Source organism: Marinomonas sp. PE14-40 (genome assembly GCF_051623805.1).
Lineage (GTDB): Bacteria > Pseudomonadota > Gammaproteobacteria > Pseudomonadales > Marinomonadaceae > Marinomonas.
Genome location: NZ_CP130700.1, coordinates 2,104,196 through 2,118,722, shown reverse-complemented (window position 1 = coordinate 2,118,722; position 14,527 = coordinate 2,104,196). Strand labels below are relative to the sequence as shown.

Below are 14,527 nucleotides of genomic sequence, written 5' to 3'. Positions count from 1 at the left end.
CTATGACAATCTCTGCAGCAAGTATGCAAAAAGACGTTTATAAAGAATTTCACAGCCGTGCTTACCATCCTGATGTCACAGAGGTATATGCAAATTATACCTCTCGTAGCGGAAAACTTAGTAATATCGAAAATAATAATAAAGTTGCTTTTGTGGGGCTTCAATATTTTATTAAAAGTTACTTACAAGATGAATGGAGTGAGTTTTTTAATACCGATAAAGCTAGCGCGGTGGCTAATCATCAGCGAATTATGAGCGCAATGTTGGGTTATCAGGTTGATGTGTCCTATTTAGAAGCCTTGCATGATTTAGGATATTTGCCTTTAAAAATAAAAGCAGTTCCTGAAGGTTCTTTAGTCCCATATCTGGTACCGCCTATGACAGTTGTAAATACTAAAGAAGGGTTTCAGTGGCTGACAAACATGATTGAAACTGTTTTAAGTTGTGAAAACTGGCCAATACAAACCAGCGCGACAACCTCTGTGGCTTATTTAAAAGTATTTAAAGAATTTGCTAAAAAAACAGGTCTACCTATGGACTTTGTTCCTTTTCAAGGTCATGACTTTAGCTTTCGAGGAATGTTCGGCAAACAAGCAGCTGCCATGAGTGGCTTTGGGCACTTAGCGTCTGGATTGGTTGGAACAGACACAATCCCAGCAGTCTTATTTGCTGAAAAATACTACGGAGCAGATGTTGATCAAGAGTTAGTTGGATGCTCTGTTGATGCAACTGAGCACTCAGTGACTTGTTCTTGGATCATAGAAGGGGAAATAGAGTTCTTTAAATACTTGATGAGAGAGCAGTCCCCTAAAGGAATTCTCAGCGTTGTTTCTGATACTTGGGATTTTTGGACCTTAGTTACCGATTATCTACCTCAACTAAAAGAAGAAATCATGGCTCGTGATGGAACTTTAGTCATTCGGCCTGATTCAGGTGACCCTGTTAAAATCTTAACTGGTTACAAGGTATCTCCTGTGCCTGATTACAGTGAGTTAGCGAAGACACAAAAAGATGCTGAGCTTGATGTGATAGAAAAAGGATATGAGGCTTATCGCTGGAAAGGTGCGTTTTTTAGTGCTGAAGCTGGCAATGTTGGAAGTGATAAGCCAATCGAGTTAATGGCTTGTGAAGTGAAAGGGCTTATTGAATGCTTATGGGATACATTTGGCGGTTCAGTGACAGATAAAGGTTTTAAATTACTTGATGAGCATATAGGCGCAATTTATGGAGATGCAATTACTCTAGTCCGTCAACGTCAGATCTTACAACGTTTAATGGATAAGGGTTTTGCATCAAAAGTTGTCTTAGGCATTGGTTCTTATAGCTATCAATACGTCACTCGTGATACCCATGGCTCTGCTGTGAAAGCGACAAGTGTTGTTAAAAATGGTGAGCGTATTGCCATATATAAAGACCCTAAAACGGATACTAAGAAAAAGTCTGCTAAAGGCTTATTAAAAATTGAACGAGTAGAGGGTGAACTAACTTTATTCGACGATGTAACCGAAAAAGAAGAAAGTGAAGGGTTGTTAGAGGTTGTTTTTGAAGATGGAAAGTTAGTCAAAGAAACAACACTGAGTCAAATTAGAGATTTGATTAATACACAGTTATAAAAAGGAGGGTGCAATAGCATCGATTATTAATAATGGATATAAGAAGTAATAAACAATTAATTGATGGTCTATCTCAAGGTTTAAAAATAGAATTTATATACTTTTGGGGGCATCGAAATAGCACAAATAAACTAAATAAAAGTTGCTTTAGTCAATGGTATGAATCTGCTTTTGAAGCTGATGGGATTCAATACTTAACTGCTGAACATTATATGATGCATGCAAAAGCGTTATTGTTTGATGATGCTCTGGCTGCTGAAAAAATACTCTCAGTGAAAACGCCTAAGGAAGCAAAATCTATTGGACGTGAGATACAAAACTTTGACAATGAAGCTTGGATATCTCATAGGTTTGATATTGTCGTTCGAGCTAACTTAGCTAAGTTTTCATCAAGCGCAGAGTTAACAAGTTTTTTGTTGAGCACGGGTGATAGTCTTATTGTTGAAGCAAGCCCTGTAGATAAAATATGGGGCGTCGGTTTAGCTCAAAGTGACTCTCTTATAGGGTCACCAGCCAATTGGCAGGGCTTGAACTTATTAGGTTATGCTCTAATGGAAGTGCGAAGTAAACTCGCAAAAAGATAGTATTAATTTTTACAATGTAAATGTTTACTGGGCTAAATGTTTGCAATGTAAAACTAAACTGATTATGATGCGCTCGCCTCTTATTAAGGCATATTCAACATCATCAACTAACTGTAAAGGAGTAAAAAAACATGAAATATACATCATTATCCTTTGCAGGTCTTGTCCGATAAGTAGCAAAAAGCTATCCATTATTTTTAGCTTTTGAAAAAGCTAAGCCCCGGTCACTTCTTCGTTTAAAAAGACCTGCCAATACGTTTTTACGTTTTAAATCCTCATTTTCTAATAAAGAAAAGGAATTGGTATTATGGGCAAATCCGTCCAAAAAATCACAGAAAACGTTAGCCTTATTGCGTCTACAGATACGTGGATCGAAGGGTTAGCAATACAACAACTGATTAAAACATCAGAATTAATAGGTATGCAGCGAGTAGCCGGTATGCCTGACTTGCACCCAGGAAGAGGTTACCCAATCGGCGCAGCTTTTTTTACCACGAACAGAATTTACCCTGCACTTGTGGGCAATGATATTGGCTGTGGTATGTCTCTTTGGCAAACATCAGCGAAAGTATCAAAAGTTAACTTAGATAAATTAGCCAAGAAGTTTGCTCATGTTGAGCAGCCACTGGATGGCAACTGGGCAGAGAGTGTCAAAGCAAGAAAGTTGGAAAAAGGCATAACAACAAATGGCTATGACCAAGCATTTGGCACCATAGGCGGTGGTAATCATTTTGCTGAATTTCAGGCCATTGATGAAGTGTATGATCAAGAGGCGCTTAATGAATTAGGGCTTAACAAAAAGCACCTTCAGCTACTTGTTCATTCAGGGTCCAGAGGTTTAGGTCAATCAATTTTGGTTGAACATGTCACTAAGTATAATCATGAAGGCTTAATTATTGATACTGAAAAAACATACGATAATGGCTTTCAGGATTACATAGATAAACATGATGAAGCTGTTCGTTGGGCTGAGTTAAACCGTGAACTGATTGCTAAACGATTCTTAGAAGCTATTCAAGCAAACGGTGATTGCGTATTAGATATAAATCACAATTTAGTTTCTTCAAAAAACATAGATGGTTGTGATGGTTGGCTACACCGAAAAGGGGCAACACCTAGTGATAAAGGTTATGTCGTGATTCCAGGTTCACGAGGTGATTATAGTTATTTGGTGAAACCACTCGCAGATAATGAAACAAATGCTGAAAACGTCAATATGAGCTTATTTTCTTTAGCTCATGGTGCGGGAAGGAAGTGGAAACGCGGTGAGTGCCATTCTAGGTTAAGCCACAAATATAAGCGTGAAGACTTGTATCGTACAGCACTAGGTAGTCGTGTTGTCTGTGGCAATAAAGAACTTTTGTATGACGAAGCACCTCAGGCTTACAAGAAGTGTGAAACGGTTATCAGGGATATGCTTGATGCTGGGTTGATTGAGGTTATCGCTAAGTTAAAACCAGTATTAACCTTTAAAACCAATGGGAGTTGCTCGTCATGACATTACTGCAATTGTCATCTGGGCAGGGTCCTATTGAATGTTGTCAGGCCATTGGTTTAGCGATTAAAGCAATTGAAAAAGAGTGTCGAACTAAGGGGGTTGAGTTAACGATTGTCGAGACTGTCTTAGCAGAACATAAGGAGTGCTTTAAATCTGCTCTTTTAAAGCTTGAGTCTGAGGAGAACGAGAGAGCTAAGGTATTGGCTCTCTCTTGGCAGGGAGCGATGTTGTGGCATTGCCAAAGTAGTTTTAGACCTAAACATAAACGCAAAAATTGGTTTATTAATGGGCAAATGTTCGAGATCAATGAAACAAGGCTAGATAATGGCATGACATTTCAAGCATGCAGAGCATCTGGTGCTGGTGGTCAGCATGTCAATACTACCGACTCAGCTGTGCGTGCTACACACACTGAAACAGGTATCTCTGTGCGTGTTGAGAGTGAACGTAGTCAGCATGCCAATAAACGTTTAGCGAAAGCTTTGTTATTTCAGAAATTAGAAATGATGAAGCAGGAGCAAATGACTTCTCAAGAGAGAGTACGTTGGCAGCAGCATTGGGAACTTGAGCGTGGGAATCCTGTAAAAATATTTAGAGGGGAAAACTTTGTTCAAGTGATCTGAAAAAGTCGCAAGAACAAGACTGAGCAGGAGTAGATTATGACGAATTTACTTTTTGTTTGTAGTAGAAACCAATGGCGCAATCTAATAGGCGAGCAAGTCTGGAGAAAACATTAGTAGCCCAGCATAAGCTTTAGAATGAAAAAGTAATATTAGCTCGAATCGTGAATGGTCTGACATTTAGAGGAATTTCGAAATGCTTCGAATGGAAAAACTTAAATGAGATGTAAGAAAATAGAAAAGTTTGTCTTTATCTTTTTTATTCTAAAGTGAATTGAGTAGACTTGGAGTAATTCCAAGCTATTGAGACTCACTATGTACACGAATAAAGACTTAAACGATGCGGTGACGCAAGGGACTTTTACCCAGGAGGCGGTCGATAAATTTAAGTCCGATGTGGCGGCAAGAAAAGAGAGCGCCCAAGAGGATAACGAGAACTTTCGGTTAGTTGGGGGCTTTAATGACATCTTTGTTGTGATTGCTTGTGTTTTGCTTTTGAGTTCGTCACTTTGGGTGGTGGATTTACAAAGCAAAGCCCTAAGTTATGTGGTTTTTTCAGTTATCGCTTGGGGCTTGGCTGAGTTCTTTGTGCGTAAGCGTAAGATGGCACTTCCAGCGATTGTTTTATTGCTCTCCTTTGTCAGCGGTGTGTATTTTGCCAGTATGCACTTTTTTAGTTATTTGAGTTTTAACCAAGCATCCATGATATCTGCAGGTCTTGCTGGTGCCTTCACCTATGCCCATTGGCTGCGCTTTCGTGTGCCGATTACCATTGCTGCAGCGACAGGGGGCTTTATTATTTATGTGGTGGTGAAACTCTTACTGAATTATCAAGTAGCGCAAGACTTCATCCTCGCTTTGTTATTCACCTGTGGTTTTGTTGCTTTTGCTTTAGCCATGTTCTGGGATGCAAGAGATAGACGCAGAGTGACTCACAAGTCAGATGTCGCATTTTGGTTACACCTACTTTCGGCACCTCTTATTATCCATCCTGTCTTTACGGGTCTTGGTATTTCACAAGGAAACGAAAGTCTTACAAGTATGCTAATTATCGTTAGCCTTTATGTATTGATGACACTCATTTCTCTTATTGTCGATAGACGTGCTTTCATGGTGTCTTCTTTGGTTTATGTGATTTATGCCATTTTCGACGTGTTAAAAGTATATGGCGATGTGAGTTATGGCCTTGCCCTGACTGGCTTTATCATAGGGGCTGCTTTATTGCTTTTATCTGCACTTTGGCAAAAAGCCCGCGCTGGGGTCGTTGCTCGCTTGCCTGAGCAAGTAAGAAATTATGTGCCTGTTATCCCTAATTCATAAACGCTTTGTGACATTTGGCAATAGGGGCTGCTAGTTAGGTTCGGGTTTTAGCGTTAAGCTAGCACTAGATTCAAACCTAAGCTCAAAGGTCCTAATAAGGACGTTTACTCGCATACAGGATGGCAAAATGTCTACAGTCCCTAAGAACAAAGAAGAACTCGAATTAGCGATAGAAACCGCTTTTGATAAGATCTTTAAAGATTATCAAAGAGTGCCTGCAGAGTTGAGCCGTACCTTAGGTGTTGAGTCAGGCCATAAAGCCGGTTTGATCAGTGTGTCAGATAGCTTGGCTTACCTCATTGGTTGGGGGCAATTAGTATTAAATTGGCATCAACTCAAAGCTGATAATCAAGAGGTCGACTTCCCTGCGACAGGCTTTGCTTGGAATCAATTAGGCGAACTTGCCCAGCATTTTTATCACACTTATCAGGACTGGCAATACGATGATCTGTTGCAGGAGTTTGAATCTGTTACCCAACAGGTACTTTCTCTTATTAAAGCAAGTGATGCGCAAATCTTGTATCAAGCGGGTTGGTATAATGATTGGAGCCAAGGGCGCATGATTCAATTTAATACCTCTTCCCCCATGAAAAGTATGCGCACCAAAGTAAGGCGTTTTATTAAAATTCACAACCTCCCTTAGTTTCTTGATATTCAGTTCATATCTTATTGTTTTTAAATAACTAAATAGAAAACTATTTCGTTAGTTAAAAGCTCGCTCCTTACTTCTTCTGTTTAGTTCCTTCATTTGTTTTTCTACTTTCTTGTAAAAATATTGCAACTTTAAGGTGCATTTAAGAAAAATTTCACTTATATTTCGATTTATCGAAACGATTGCGCAAACGTTTCGACGATGCAAAAAGAGAGATACTTTACGCTTTGTTCCCCAAGAGCAAAGCGGTTTTTTTTAACAGGGTTAGGCCGGATAGATGAAAAAAAGTGCACTGATTAATGCGGAAATATCACACCTGATCGCCAAACTAGGTCATCAGCAAGAGATCACTATTTGTGATGCTGGTTTACCTATTTTAAGTGATAGCAAGCGTATCGATTTAGCCTTAATTCCTGGTGTGCCAGATTTTATTAGCAGTGTTAAAGCGACTTTGAGTGAAATGCAATTAGAAGGCGTAATTTTAGCCGAAGAGTTCATGGTTGAAAGTCCAGAATTGCATCAAGCACTACTCGATCTGATTAAAGAAGAGGAAGCGCTGATAGATAAAAAGATCTCCCTGAAATACGTGTCCCATGAGCATTTCAAAATTAGAAGCGCACAAAGTGAAGCTGTTATCAGAACGGGGGAGTTCACTCCTTACGCCAATGTGATTTTACAAGCTGGCGTCGTTTTCTAGTTTCTCTTTAATCGAATTTATCAAAACAAATAATAAGAATTGATATGAAACAAGCAATTTTAACCCTCAATAAAATTGAAAAATCCTTCCCTGGGGTAAAAGCCCTAGATGGTGCTTATTTGAATGTTTATCCGGGTAAAGTTATGGCTTTATTAGGGGAAAACGGTGCTGGCAAGTCGACCTTGATGAAGGTGCTGACGGGGATTTATCAAATGGACAAAGGTGGGATTGAATATCAAGGAAAGCAGGTTCGCTTTAATGACCCTCGCCACTCACAGCTCAGCGGCATTAGCATTATTCACCAAGAACTCAACCTTCTACCTGAGCTAACCATCGCTGAAAACATCTTCCTTGGGCGTGAAAAGACCAATGTCTTTGGTGCCATTAGCTGGAACAAGATGTACCAAGAAGCCGATGCACTTTTACAAAGATTGAACGTAAAGCATAGTGCCCGCGAAAGGCTAGGTAATTTGAGCCTAGGTGAGCAGCAAATGGTTGAAATAGCCAAAGCGCTGTCGTTCAAATCCCAAGTTATTATCATGGATGAGCCAACAGATGCGCTGACAGATACAGAAACAGCATCGCTATTTGAAGTCATAAAAGAGCTACGCCAAGAAGGCTGTGGTGTGGTCTACATTTCTCATCGGCTGAAAGAAATCTTCGAGATATGCGATGACATTACCGTATTAAGAGACGGTAAGTTTATCGCCGAACATCCTGTTGCCGATATAGACGAAGAAAGCCTGATAGAAAAAATGGTGGGCCGTCGTCTAGACGAGCTTTATCCACGTATTGGTGTACAAGACAGTAAGCCTTCTTTAGAGGTAAAAAACCTTTGTGCAGAGGGTGTAAAAGACGTGAGTTTTCGCCTTAATCAAGGTGAGATTTTAGGTGTATGTGGGCTCATGGGGGCAGGTCGTACCGAATTAATGAAGGTCATTTATGGCGCCCTAAAAAGGGACTCGGGTGATGTGCTCTTAGAAGGTGTGTTAGTAAATGCTAACACACCAAAGCGAGCCCTAGATTCAGGCATTGCTTATATTTCAGAAGACAGAAAAGGTGACGGTCTCGTGCTTGGTTTGTCGGTAAAAGAGAATATGTCTTTATGCTCTTTGTCAGATCTTTCCAAAGGCTTACATCTAAAGCATAAAGAAGAAGCTTCCTCTGTGGCGGAGTTTATCCGTTTATTTAATGTGAAAACCCCAAGTCAAAATCAAATCATTGGTAACTTGTCTGGCGGTAATCAGCAAAAAGTAGCGATTGCCAAAGGACTGATGACAGATCCAAAAGTGCTTATTTTAGATGAGCCAACCCGTGGCGTGGATGTGGGCGCCAAGAAAGAAATCTATCAACTGATTAACCAATTTAAAGCGAAAGGAATGAGCATTATTTTGGTCTCCTCTGAAATGCCAGAAGTGTTGGGAATGAGTGATCGTATTCTCGTTATGCATGAAGGGCGTGTGAGTGGTGAGTTTAACGCAGCGGATGCAAATCAAGAAAAGCTAATGGCCTGTGCTGTAGGTCGTCAATATAGTGAGGTAACCCAATGAGCTTATTGAATAAGCCAGCATCTGTGACTAACGAGTCATTAGGTAAAACAAACCTATTCAGTAAGGCTTGGTTAATCGAGCAGAAGTCGCTTATTGCGCTTATCTTACTGATAGTTATCGTTTCTTTTTTGAATCCTAACTTCTTTACCATGGGGAATATTCTCAATATTTTGAGACAAACCTCGGTCAACGCCATTATTGCTGTGGGTATGACGCTCGTGATTCTCACCGCAGGAATCGACTTAAGTGTGGGCTCTATTTTGGCTTTGTGTGGCGCGTTTGCTGCCACTTTAATCAGTTTAGAAGTCCCTGTCATGTTTGCTGTGCCTATCGCCTTAATTGCAGGTGCAGCCTTAGGAGCTTTTAGCGGCATTATTATCTCAAAGGGTAAGGTACAAGCCTTTATCGCGACTTTAGTCGGGATGACGTTATTACGTGGCATCACCATGGTTTACACAGATGGACGTCCTATATCGACTGGCTTTACCGATGTTTCCGACACTTTTTCCCTAATCGGAACTGGCTACCTTTTTGGTATTCCTGTGCCTGTCTGGCTCATGGTGTTTGTTTTTACCAGTGTTTGGTATCTGCTTAATCACACCCGTTTTGGTCGCTATGTGTATGCAGTCGGAGGCAGTGAATCCGCCACCCGTTTATCCGGCATAAATGTGGATAGAGTCAAAATTGGGGTCTACGCCATTTGTGGTTTGTTAGCCGCTTTGGCTGGGCTCATCGTTACCTCAAGGCTGTCTTCGGCTCAACCGACAGCGGGTATGGGCTACGAACTAGATGCGATTGCCGCTGTGGTACTTGGTGGTACCAGCCTTGCGGGTGGTAAGGGCCGCATTATGGGCACTCTCATAGGCGCGCTCATCATAGGCTTCTTGAATAATGCGTTAAATCTCTTAGATGTGTCTTCGTATTATCAAATGATAGCAAAAGCTGTCGTGATTCTGCTGGCCGTGCTGGTAGACAACAAAAACAAGTAACTCATCGTCACCCTGCCGCATTTATCTGAATGAAGGAATAGGTGGCAGAACCAAAGAGGGTGCCTTATTAGCCCCTTCTCATAACTCTAAAAAAGGTAAATAGAATGAAAAAGTTAGTAAGCATGGTATCTGCTGTTTTGGTGTCTGCCTCTGTCAGCTCAACGGTATTAGCACAAGACACCTTGGCAATGGTTGTCTCGACATTGAATAACCCCTTCTTTGTGGCTATGAAAGGTGGTGCTGAAATCGAAGCCGCTAAACTAGGTTATAAACTGATTGTTTTAGACTCTCAAAATGACCCAAGTAAAGAGCTAGCAAACGTAGAAGATCTAACGGTTCGTGGTGTTAAAGCTATTCTAATTAACCCAACCGATTCTGATGCGGTATCCAATGCTATTCGTATTGCTAACCGTTCTGATATACCTGTACTAACTTTGGACCGCGGTGCGACCCGTGGTGACGTTGTTAGCCACATCGCATCTGATAACGTAGCGGGCGGCGCAATGGCAGGTAAATACATTGCTGACAAGCTAGGTGCTAACGTTAAAGTGTTACAACTAGAAGGTATTGCTGGTACGTCTGCTGCACGTGAACGTGGTCAAGGGTTCATGCAAGCGGTTGATTCAAGCAATATGAACCTACTCGCTAGTCAGCCTGCTGATTTCGACAGAGCAAAAGGCCTAGACGTTATGGAAAACCTACTTGCGGCTAACCCGAATGTAGAAGCTGTTTTCGCTCAAAATGACGAAATGGCATTAGGCGCGCTACGTGCAATTAAAGCCTCTGGTAAAGATGTGATGATTGTTGGTTTTGATGGCACTGATGATGGTATTGCTGCGGTTAAACGTGGACTACTAGCCGCAACGGTTGCTCAACAACCTGGTCTAATTGGGTCTTTAGGTGTAGCAACAGCAGATAAAATTCTTAAACAAGAAACGGTTGCTAAGAACATTGCAGTACCGTTAAAAATTATTGCGAAATAAGCCTTTAGCGGATTAGTAATGAGAAAAGGGCTTTCATTATAAAGCCCTTTTTTTATGTGTGAATTGTGTAATAGATGCCTGTTAAAGAGTGACTATCTTTTTGATATTCGGTACTTTTATTCTGCAAACTACATTAAGTTTGAAGAAACTGGGTATACTGGTTTAATTGGATGAAAAGCGCCAAAAAAACTTAGAACCCTCAAGATGTTTTAAATAAGGTTAATCAATGGCGACAATAAAAGATGTAGCAAAGCATGCTGGTGTATCCACTTCAACAGTCAGTCATGTGCTTAATAAAACCCGCTATGTCAGTGAAGATGTATCTAAGCGAGTATTAGCTTCAGTAGAAGATCTTCGTTACGCCCCATCGGCTTTAGCCCGCAGCCTCAAAGTCAATAATACCAAGACATTCGGCATGCTAGTGACCACCTCTGCTAACCCCTTTTTTAGTGAAGTATTAAAAGGTGTTGAAAGACGCTGTTACGAGCAAGGCTACAACCTTATCTTGTGTAACACAGAAGATGATATCGACCGCATGAACGCCAACCTAGATACGCTGCTTCAAAAGCGTGTCGATGGACTTTTGCTTATGTGTAGCGAAGTAAACACCGAAGGTTTTTCGCTTTTCTCTCATCACAAACCCATACCAACCGTGGTAATGGATTGGGGCCCAACTGATTTTCCTTGCGACAAAATTCAAGATAATTCCCACCATGGGGGTTATTTAGCCACTCAATATCTTATCGAAAAAGGCCATAAAGACATTGGCTGCATCACAGGTGTGCTAGACAAACAAACTGCCATGCAGCGCTATTCTGGTTATCTAGAAGCCATGGAAGAAGCCACGTTAGCGGTCAATCAAGATTGGATTGCAACCGGTGATTTTGCTTGCGAAGGCGGTGAAAAAGCCTTCTTAGAAATCTATGAGAAAGGGCCATTGCCCAGCGCATTATTTGTATGCAACGACATGATGGCCATGAGTGTGATTAACGCTGCCAGCAAGAAGGGCATTCGCGTACCTGATGATCTATCTATCATGGGCTACGATGATATTAATCTTGCTAAATACATCACGCCTTCATTGACGACTATACATCAGCCTAAATACGACTTAGGCAAACAAGCAGTAGACATGTTGTTGAAAAAAATTGAGACTAACTCGGATAATAATCAAATCGTTGAGCTTGAACCTTGTTTGGTCGAACGGGACAGTGTGAAAAGCCTTTAAAGCTAGTTAGAATCCATCATAAACCTATGAAATGAGGCGTTATTATGTCAGGTGAAACGAATCTCGATACCTTGCTTTCAAGCATGCAACCTAATGTATTAGAGCAAGACTATGTTTTTTGTACTGTTCAAAATACTGACCTTGCTAACTGCCTCATCATGAAACCAATCGCCACCTTTATGGAAGAAGAAGGCCTCACCCTAGTGCTAGAACAAGCCATGGCAGATACTCATAAGCTTGCTTACGAATCTGTTTTTAGCTGTATCACACTGACTGTCCACTCAAGCTTAGATGCGGTTGGACTCACCGCCGCCGTTGCCACTAAACTTGCCGAACATGACATTAGCGCGAATGTGATTGCTGCTTATTACCATGATCATATCTTTGTTCAAAAAGAGAAGGCTGATGCAGCGTTGCAGGCGTTAAAAAGCTTTCAAGCTTAATTGCTAACAGAATATGAGTGGTATCTATCAGCCATTTCAGCCTAGCCTAAGCCCGCAAGGGCTCGCTAAGCAGGGCTTTAGATTAAAGATGGCACCCTCTAGCTACCCTCTAAGCCAAGTGGTTTATCGTTATTTACAAATCAGTGTGACTCAGGCTTCGCCATACCCTGTCATGCCTGACGGCACTCAAGCTCTCTACTTTTCAAATACGGGTGTATTAGTTGGAGGGGCATTTGATCATGCCCAGAATATGCAACTACTCGAACCCGGTGATTACTTTGGCGTGTGGTTTTATCCAGCGGCTTTAAGGTCTTTCTTTTGCTTAGACCTTGCTGAGATACAAAACCAATTGGTTGATACGGCTTTCATTTCTAGCCAGCAATTTCATGGCTTACAAGAAGAGATTTATCTGCAAGATGATTTCTCTAATCGGGTAAGTGTTTGTGAGACTTGGCTATTAAAACGTTTTATTCTAGTGAGCCCAAACAAACTTGATCACGCCTTATCTCTTATTCTTCAAAGCAAGGGAACTAGCAAAATACAGCATGTTTCAGATCAAATTGGTTGGAGTAGCCGTCATCTTAATCGTCAGTTTTTACAGCATACTGGGCTAAGTACAAAATCATTTTCACAAATTATTCGTTTACAGGCCGCATGGCGTGATCTGGCGAATGTCTCTCAATCCCCAATAGATACGGCATTAGACCTTGGTTACTTTGACCAAGCCCATTTTATAAAAAGTGTGAAAAAGCACTTGGGTAAAATGCAGTCATCTTTCGATTTTAGTTAATGTCCGATTTTTACAATCCATAAAGAGAATCAAGTTCTATGCTGCCTTTTTTAACGGAGGCAGATATGACATTTTCTAACGAAGCAGTATTAGCTCTTTCACAAGGTGATTATTTTGGCAAAGGCAATGCTCAGCTCCCCAGTGATCAAATGTTGATGATTGATGAGATTGACCAACTCAGCAAAGAAGGAGGGCGTTTTAATCGAGGTTATCTAAGCGCCAAGTTTAAAATAATGCCTGAGCATTGGTTTTTTGCTTGTCACTTTAAAGGTGACCCTGTGATGCCCGGATGTTTAGGTCTCGATGCGCTTTGGCAATTATTAGGTGTGTTTTTAGGTTGGTCTGGCCTGCCAGGAAAAGGGCGGGCTTTAGGCGTTGGGAAAGTGAAATTTAGCGGGCAAATTTATCCAGATGCAAAAGAAATACAGTATCAATTGGATATTAAACGAATCATTAAAAAGCCTTTAGCCATGGGAATTGCAGATGGAGTGGTATTGCTTAATGGGGAAGTGATTTATCAAGCAACCGATTTAAAAGTAGGGTTGTTAAAGCCTCTTTAGTTTTATTATCTCAGCTAAAAACTTTTGAATATCAATATTATATTAGTTAAATTGAATTTAAAGGGTGGATACAGCTTAATGAGTATTGGTTCACCTTTTAATTACTGATAGGATCAAAGAATAAGAGACGATGAACAGCATTCATTAATCCATTATAAATTGAGTTGTTAATGATAAGAAAAATTATAATTACCGGCTTACTCCTCAGCTTTAGTTTAGTGACTCTCGCCACGCAAAAACACACAGTTACCATCTATGGTGATGCTTCATACCGCCCTTATTCATGGGAAGAAAATGGTGTCTTTAAAGGTGTTTATATCGATGTGCTGACGCAAGCCTTTGATAAAATGGATGATTACCATGTGGATTTGGTTGCCGTCCCTTGGGAGCGAGGCTTAAACTTGCTCAACACAGGTAAAGCATTTGCGCTTTTTCCGCCTTATTATTACCCAAATCGACGTCCTTATATCGAGCCTTACTCAGCACCTATCTTCACCGAAAAAACCATCTTGGTTTGTAACAAAAGTGTCGATTCATTCAATCGAAAAAGATGGCCTGAAGACTATTTTGGTTTAACCATAGGGCAGAGCAGTGGTTACTTATTAGGTGGCGATGCATTTTTAGATGCCGTAAAAAATAAAAAAATATATATGTCTGAATCACTACGTGCAGAACAAAATTTATTAATGGTAGGAACAGGCAGAATAGATTGTTACGTGAACGATCAGCTAGCAATTGAAACTGAATTGGAAAGAATTAAAACACGTTTTTCTCATTATAATGCGCTGGAAAATATCGATTCAGGGAAAATGGTTTCTTACGAAGAAAGTTACCTAGGCTTCACCAATGTAAATGAAGGAAAGTACCCTTTCAAACAGGCCTTTATTAAAGAGTTTAATCAAATCATCATTGATATGAAGCTAAACGGCGACATAGACCACATCATCCAAAAGTATATTCAGCAGCCTGAGTAAGCTATTTTATCCAAGATTGATAAAGG

15 protein-coding genes are annotated in these 14,527 nt (G+C 40.6%); all 15 read left to right on the top strand.

Annotated elements, in window-relative coordinates; translation table 11 throughout:
* Positions 1–2 precede the first annotated feature (2 nt).
* The 15 genes from Q0A08_RS09705 (at position 3) to Q0A08_RS09635 (ending at position 14,501) form a co-directional block, all read left to right on the top strand.
* The gene (locus Q0A08_RS09705) at positions 3–1,613 is read left to right on the top strand and encodes a nicotinate phosphoribosyltransferase (RefSeq protein ID WP_438466733.1); all 1,611 of its coding nucleotides are present in this window, start codon (positions 3–5) and stop codon (positions 1,611–1,613) included.
* A gap of 32 nt (positions 1,614–1,645) precedes the next feature.
* Positions 1,646–2,197 (top strand): NADAR family protein, encoded by a 552-nt coding sequence (locus Q0A08_RS09700; protein WP_438466731.1) that lies wholly within the window; start codon positions 1,646–1,648, stop codon positions 2,195–2,197.
* A gap of 307 nt (positions 2,198–2,504) precedes the next feature.
* Entirely contained in the window at positions 2,505–3,695 is a 1,191-nt protein-coding gene (locus Q0A08_RS09695; RefSeq protein WP_438466729.1) for an RNA ligase RtcB family protein, read from the top strand.
* A complete protein-coding gene (gene prfH, locus Q0A08_RS09690; protein ID WP_438466727.1) occupies positions 3,692–4,318 on the top strand; it encodes a peptide chain release factor H in 627 nt (208 codons plus the stop codon). Before Q0A08_RS09695 ends, prfH begins: the two co-directional genes overlap by 4 nt.
* A gap of 312 nt (positions 4,319–4,630) precedes the next feature.
* Positions 4,631–5,635: a hypothetical protein gene (locus tag Q0A08_RS09685; RefSeq protein ID WP_438466725.1), complete on the top strand. Its 1,005-nt coding sequence runs from the start codon at positions 4,631–4,633 to the stop codon at positions 5,633–5,635.
* Positions 5,636–5,762: 127 nt separating this feature from the next.
* Entirely contained in the window at positions 5,763–6,278 is a 516-nt protein-coding gene (locus tag Q0A08_RS09680; protein WP_438466724.1) for a ClbS/DfsB family four-helix bundle protein, read from the top strand.
* A 286-nt stretch (positions 6,279–6,564) separates the two neighbouring features.
* Positions 6,565–6,984 (top strand): D-ribose pyranase, encoded by a 420-nt coding sequence (rbsD, locus tag Q0A08_RS09675; protein ID WP_046016149.1) that lies wholly within the window; start codon positions 6,565–6,567, stop codon positions 6,982–6,984.
* 44 nt (positions 6,985–7,028) lie between these two features.
* Entirely contained in the window at positions 7,029–8,534 is a 1,506-nt protein-coding gene (gene rbsA / locus Q0A08_RS09670; RefSeq protein WP_438466721.1) for a ribose ABC transporter ATP-binding protein RbsA, read from the top strand.
* Entirely contained in the window at positions 8,531–9,523 is a 993-nt protein-coding gene (rbsC, locus tag Q0A08_RS09665; RefSeq protein WP_438466719.1) for a ribose ABC transporter permease, read from the top strand. The genes rbsA and rbsC overlap by 4 nt, the downstream gene beginning before the upstream one ends.
* A 104-nt stretch (positions 9,524–9,627) precedes the next feature.
* Entirely contained in the window at positions 9,628–10,506 is an 879-nt protein-coding gene (rbsB, locus tag Q0A08_RS09660; RefSeq protein WP_438466717.1) for a ribose ABC transporter substrate-binding protein RbsB, read from the top strand.
* Between the two features lie 226 nt (positions 10,507–10,732).
* Positions 10,733–11,734 (top strand): substrate-binding domain-containing protein, encoded by a 1,002-nt coding sequence (locus Q0A08_RS09655; RefSeq protein ID WP_438466715.1) that lies wholly within the window; start codon positions 10,733–10,735, stop codon positions 11,732–11,734.
* A 44-nt stretch (positions 11,735–11,778) separates the two neighbouring features.
* On the top strand, positions 11,779–12,177 hold the full coding sequence (locus Q0A08_RS09650) for an ACT domain-containing protein (RefSeq protein WP_438466713.1): 399 nt from the start codon (positions 11,779–11,781) through the stop codon (positions 12,175–12,177).
* Positions 12,178–12,265: 88 nt separating this feature from the next.
* Entirely contained in the window at positions 12,266–12,967 is a 702-nt protein-coding gene (locus Q0A08_RS09645; protein WP_438466711.1) for a helix-turn-helix domain-containing protein, read from the top strand.
* 65 nt (positions 12,968–13,032) lie between these two features.
* The gene (gene fabA / locus Q0A08_RS09640; protein ID WP_438466709.1) at positions 13,033–13,527 is read left to right on the top strand and encodes a bifunctional 3-hydroxydecanoyl-ACP dehydratase/trans-2-decenoyl-ACP isomerase; all 495 of its coding nucleotides are present in this window, start codon (positions 13,033–13,035) and stop codon (positions 13,525–13,527) included.
* Between the two features lie 170 nt (positions 13,528–13,697).
* On the top strand, positions 13,698–14,501 hold the full coding sequence (locus tag Q0A08_RS09635; protein ID WP_438466707.1) for a substrate-binding periplasmic protein: 804 nt from the start codon (positions 13,698–13,700) through the stop codon (positions 14,499–14,501).
* Positions 14,502–14,527: the final 26 nt, after the last annotated feature.

Bases quoted from the DNA above. Each gene is read 5' to 3' on its own strand.
- Q0A08_RS09705 (WP_438466733.1), top strand. From the start codon at position 3: ATGACAATCTCTGCAGCAAGTATGCAAAAAGACGTTTATAAAGAATTT.
- Q0A08_RS09700 (WP_438466731.1), top strand. From the start codon at position 1,646: ATGGATATAAGAAGTAATAAACAATTAATTGATGGTCTATCTCAAGGT.
- Q0A08_RS09695 (WP_438466729.1), top strand. From the start codon at position 2,505: ATGGGCAAATCCGTCCAAAAAATCACAGAAAACGTTAGCCTTATTGCG.
- prfH (WP_438466727.1), top strand. From the start codon at position 3,692: ATGACATTACTGCAATTGTCATCTGGGCAGGGTCCTATTGAATGTTGT.
- Q0A08_RS09685 (WP_438466725.1), top strand. From the start codon at position 4,631: ATGTACACGAATAAAGACTTAAACGATGCGGTGACGCAAGGGACTTTT.
- Q0A08_RS09680 (WP_438466724.1), top strand. From the start codon at position 5,763: ATGTCTACAGTCCCTAAGAACAAAGAAGAACTCGAATTAGCGATAGAA.
- rbsD (WP_046016149.1), top strand. From the start codon at position 6,565: ATGAAAAAAAGTGCACTGATTAATGCGGAAATATCACACCTGATCGCC.
- rbsA (WP_438466721.1), top strand. From the start codon at position 7,029: ATGAAACAAGCAATTTTAACCCTCAATAAAATTGAAAAATCCTTCCCT.
- rbsC (WP_438466719.1), top strand. From the start codon at position 8,531: ATGAGCTTATTGAATAAGCCAGCATCTGTGACTAACGAGTCATTAGGT.
- rbsB (WP_438466717.1), top strand. From the start codon at position 9,628: ATGAAAAAGTTAGTAAGCATGGTATCTGCTGTTTTGGTGTCTGCCTCT.
- Q0A08_RS09655 (WP_438466715.1), top strand. From the start codon at position 10,733: ATGGCGACAATAAAAGATGTAGCAAAGCATGCTGGTGTATCCACTTCA.
- Q0A08_RS09650 (WP_438466713.1), top strand. From the start codon at position 11,779: ATGTCAGGTGAAACGAATCTCGATACCTTGCTTTCAAGCATGCAACCT.
- Q0A08_RS09645 (WP_438466711.1), top strand. From the start codon at position 12,266: ATGGCACCCTCTAGCTACCCTCTAAGCCAAGTGGTTTATCGTTATTTA.
- fabA (WP_438466709.1), top strand. From the start codon at position 13,033: ATGACATTTTCTAACGAAGCAGTATTAGCTCTTTCACAAGGTGATTAT.
- Q0A08_RS09635 (WP_438466707.1), top strand. From the start codon at position 13,698: ATGATAAGAAAAATTATAATTACCGGCTTACTCCTCAGCTTTAGTTTA.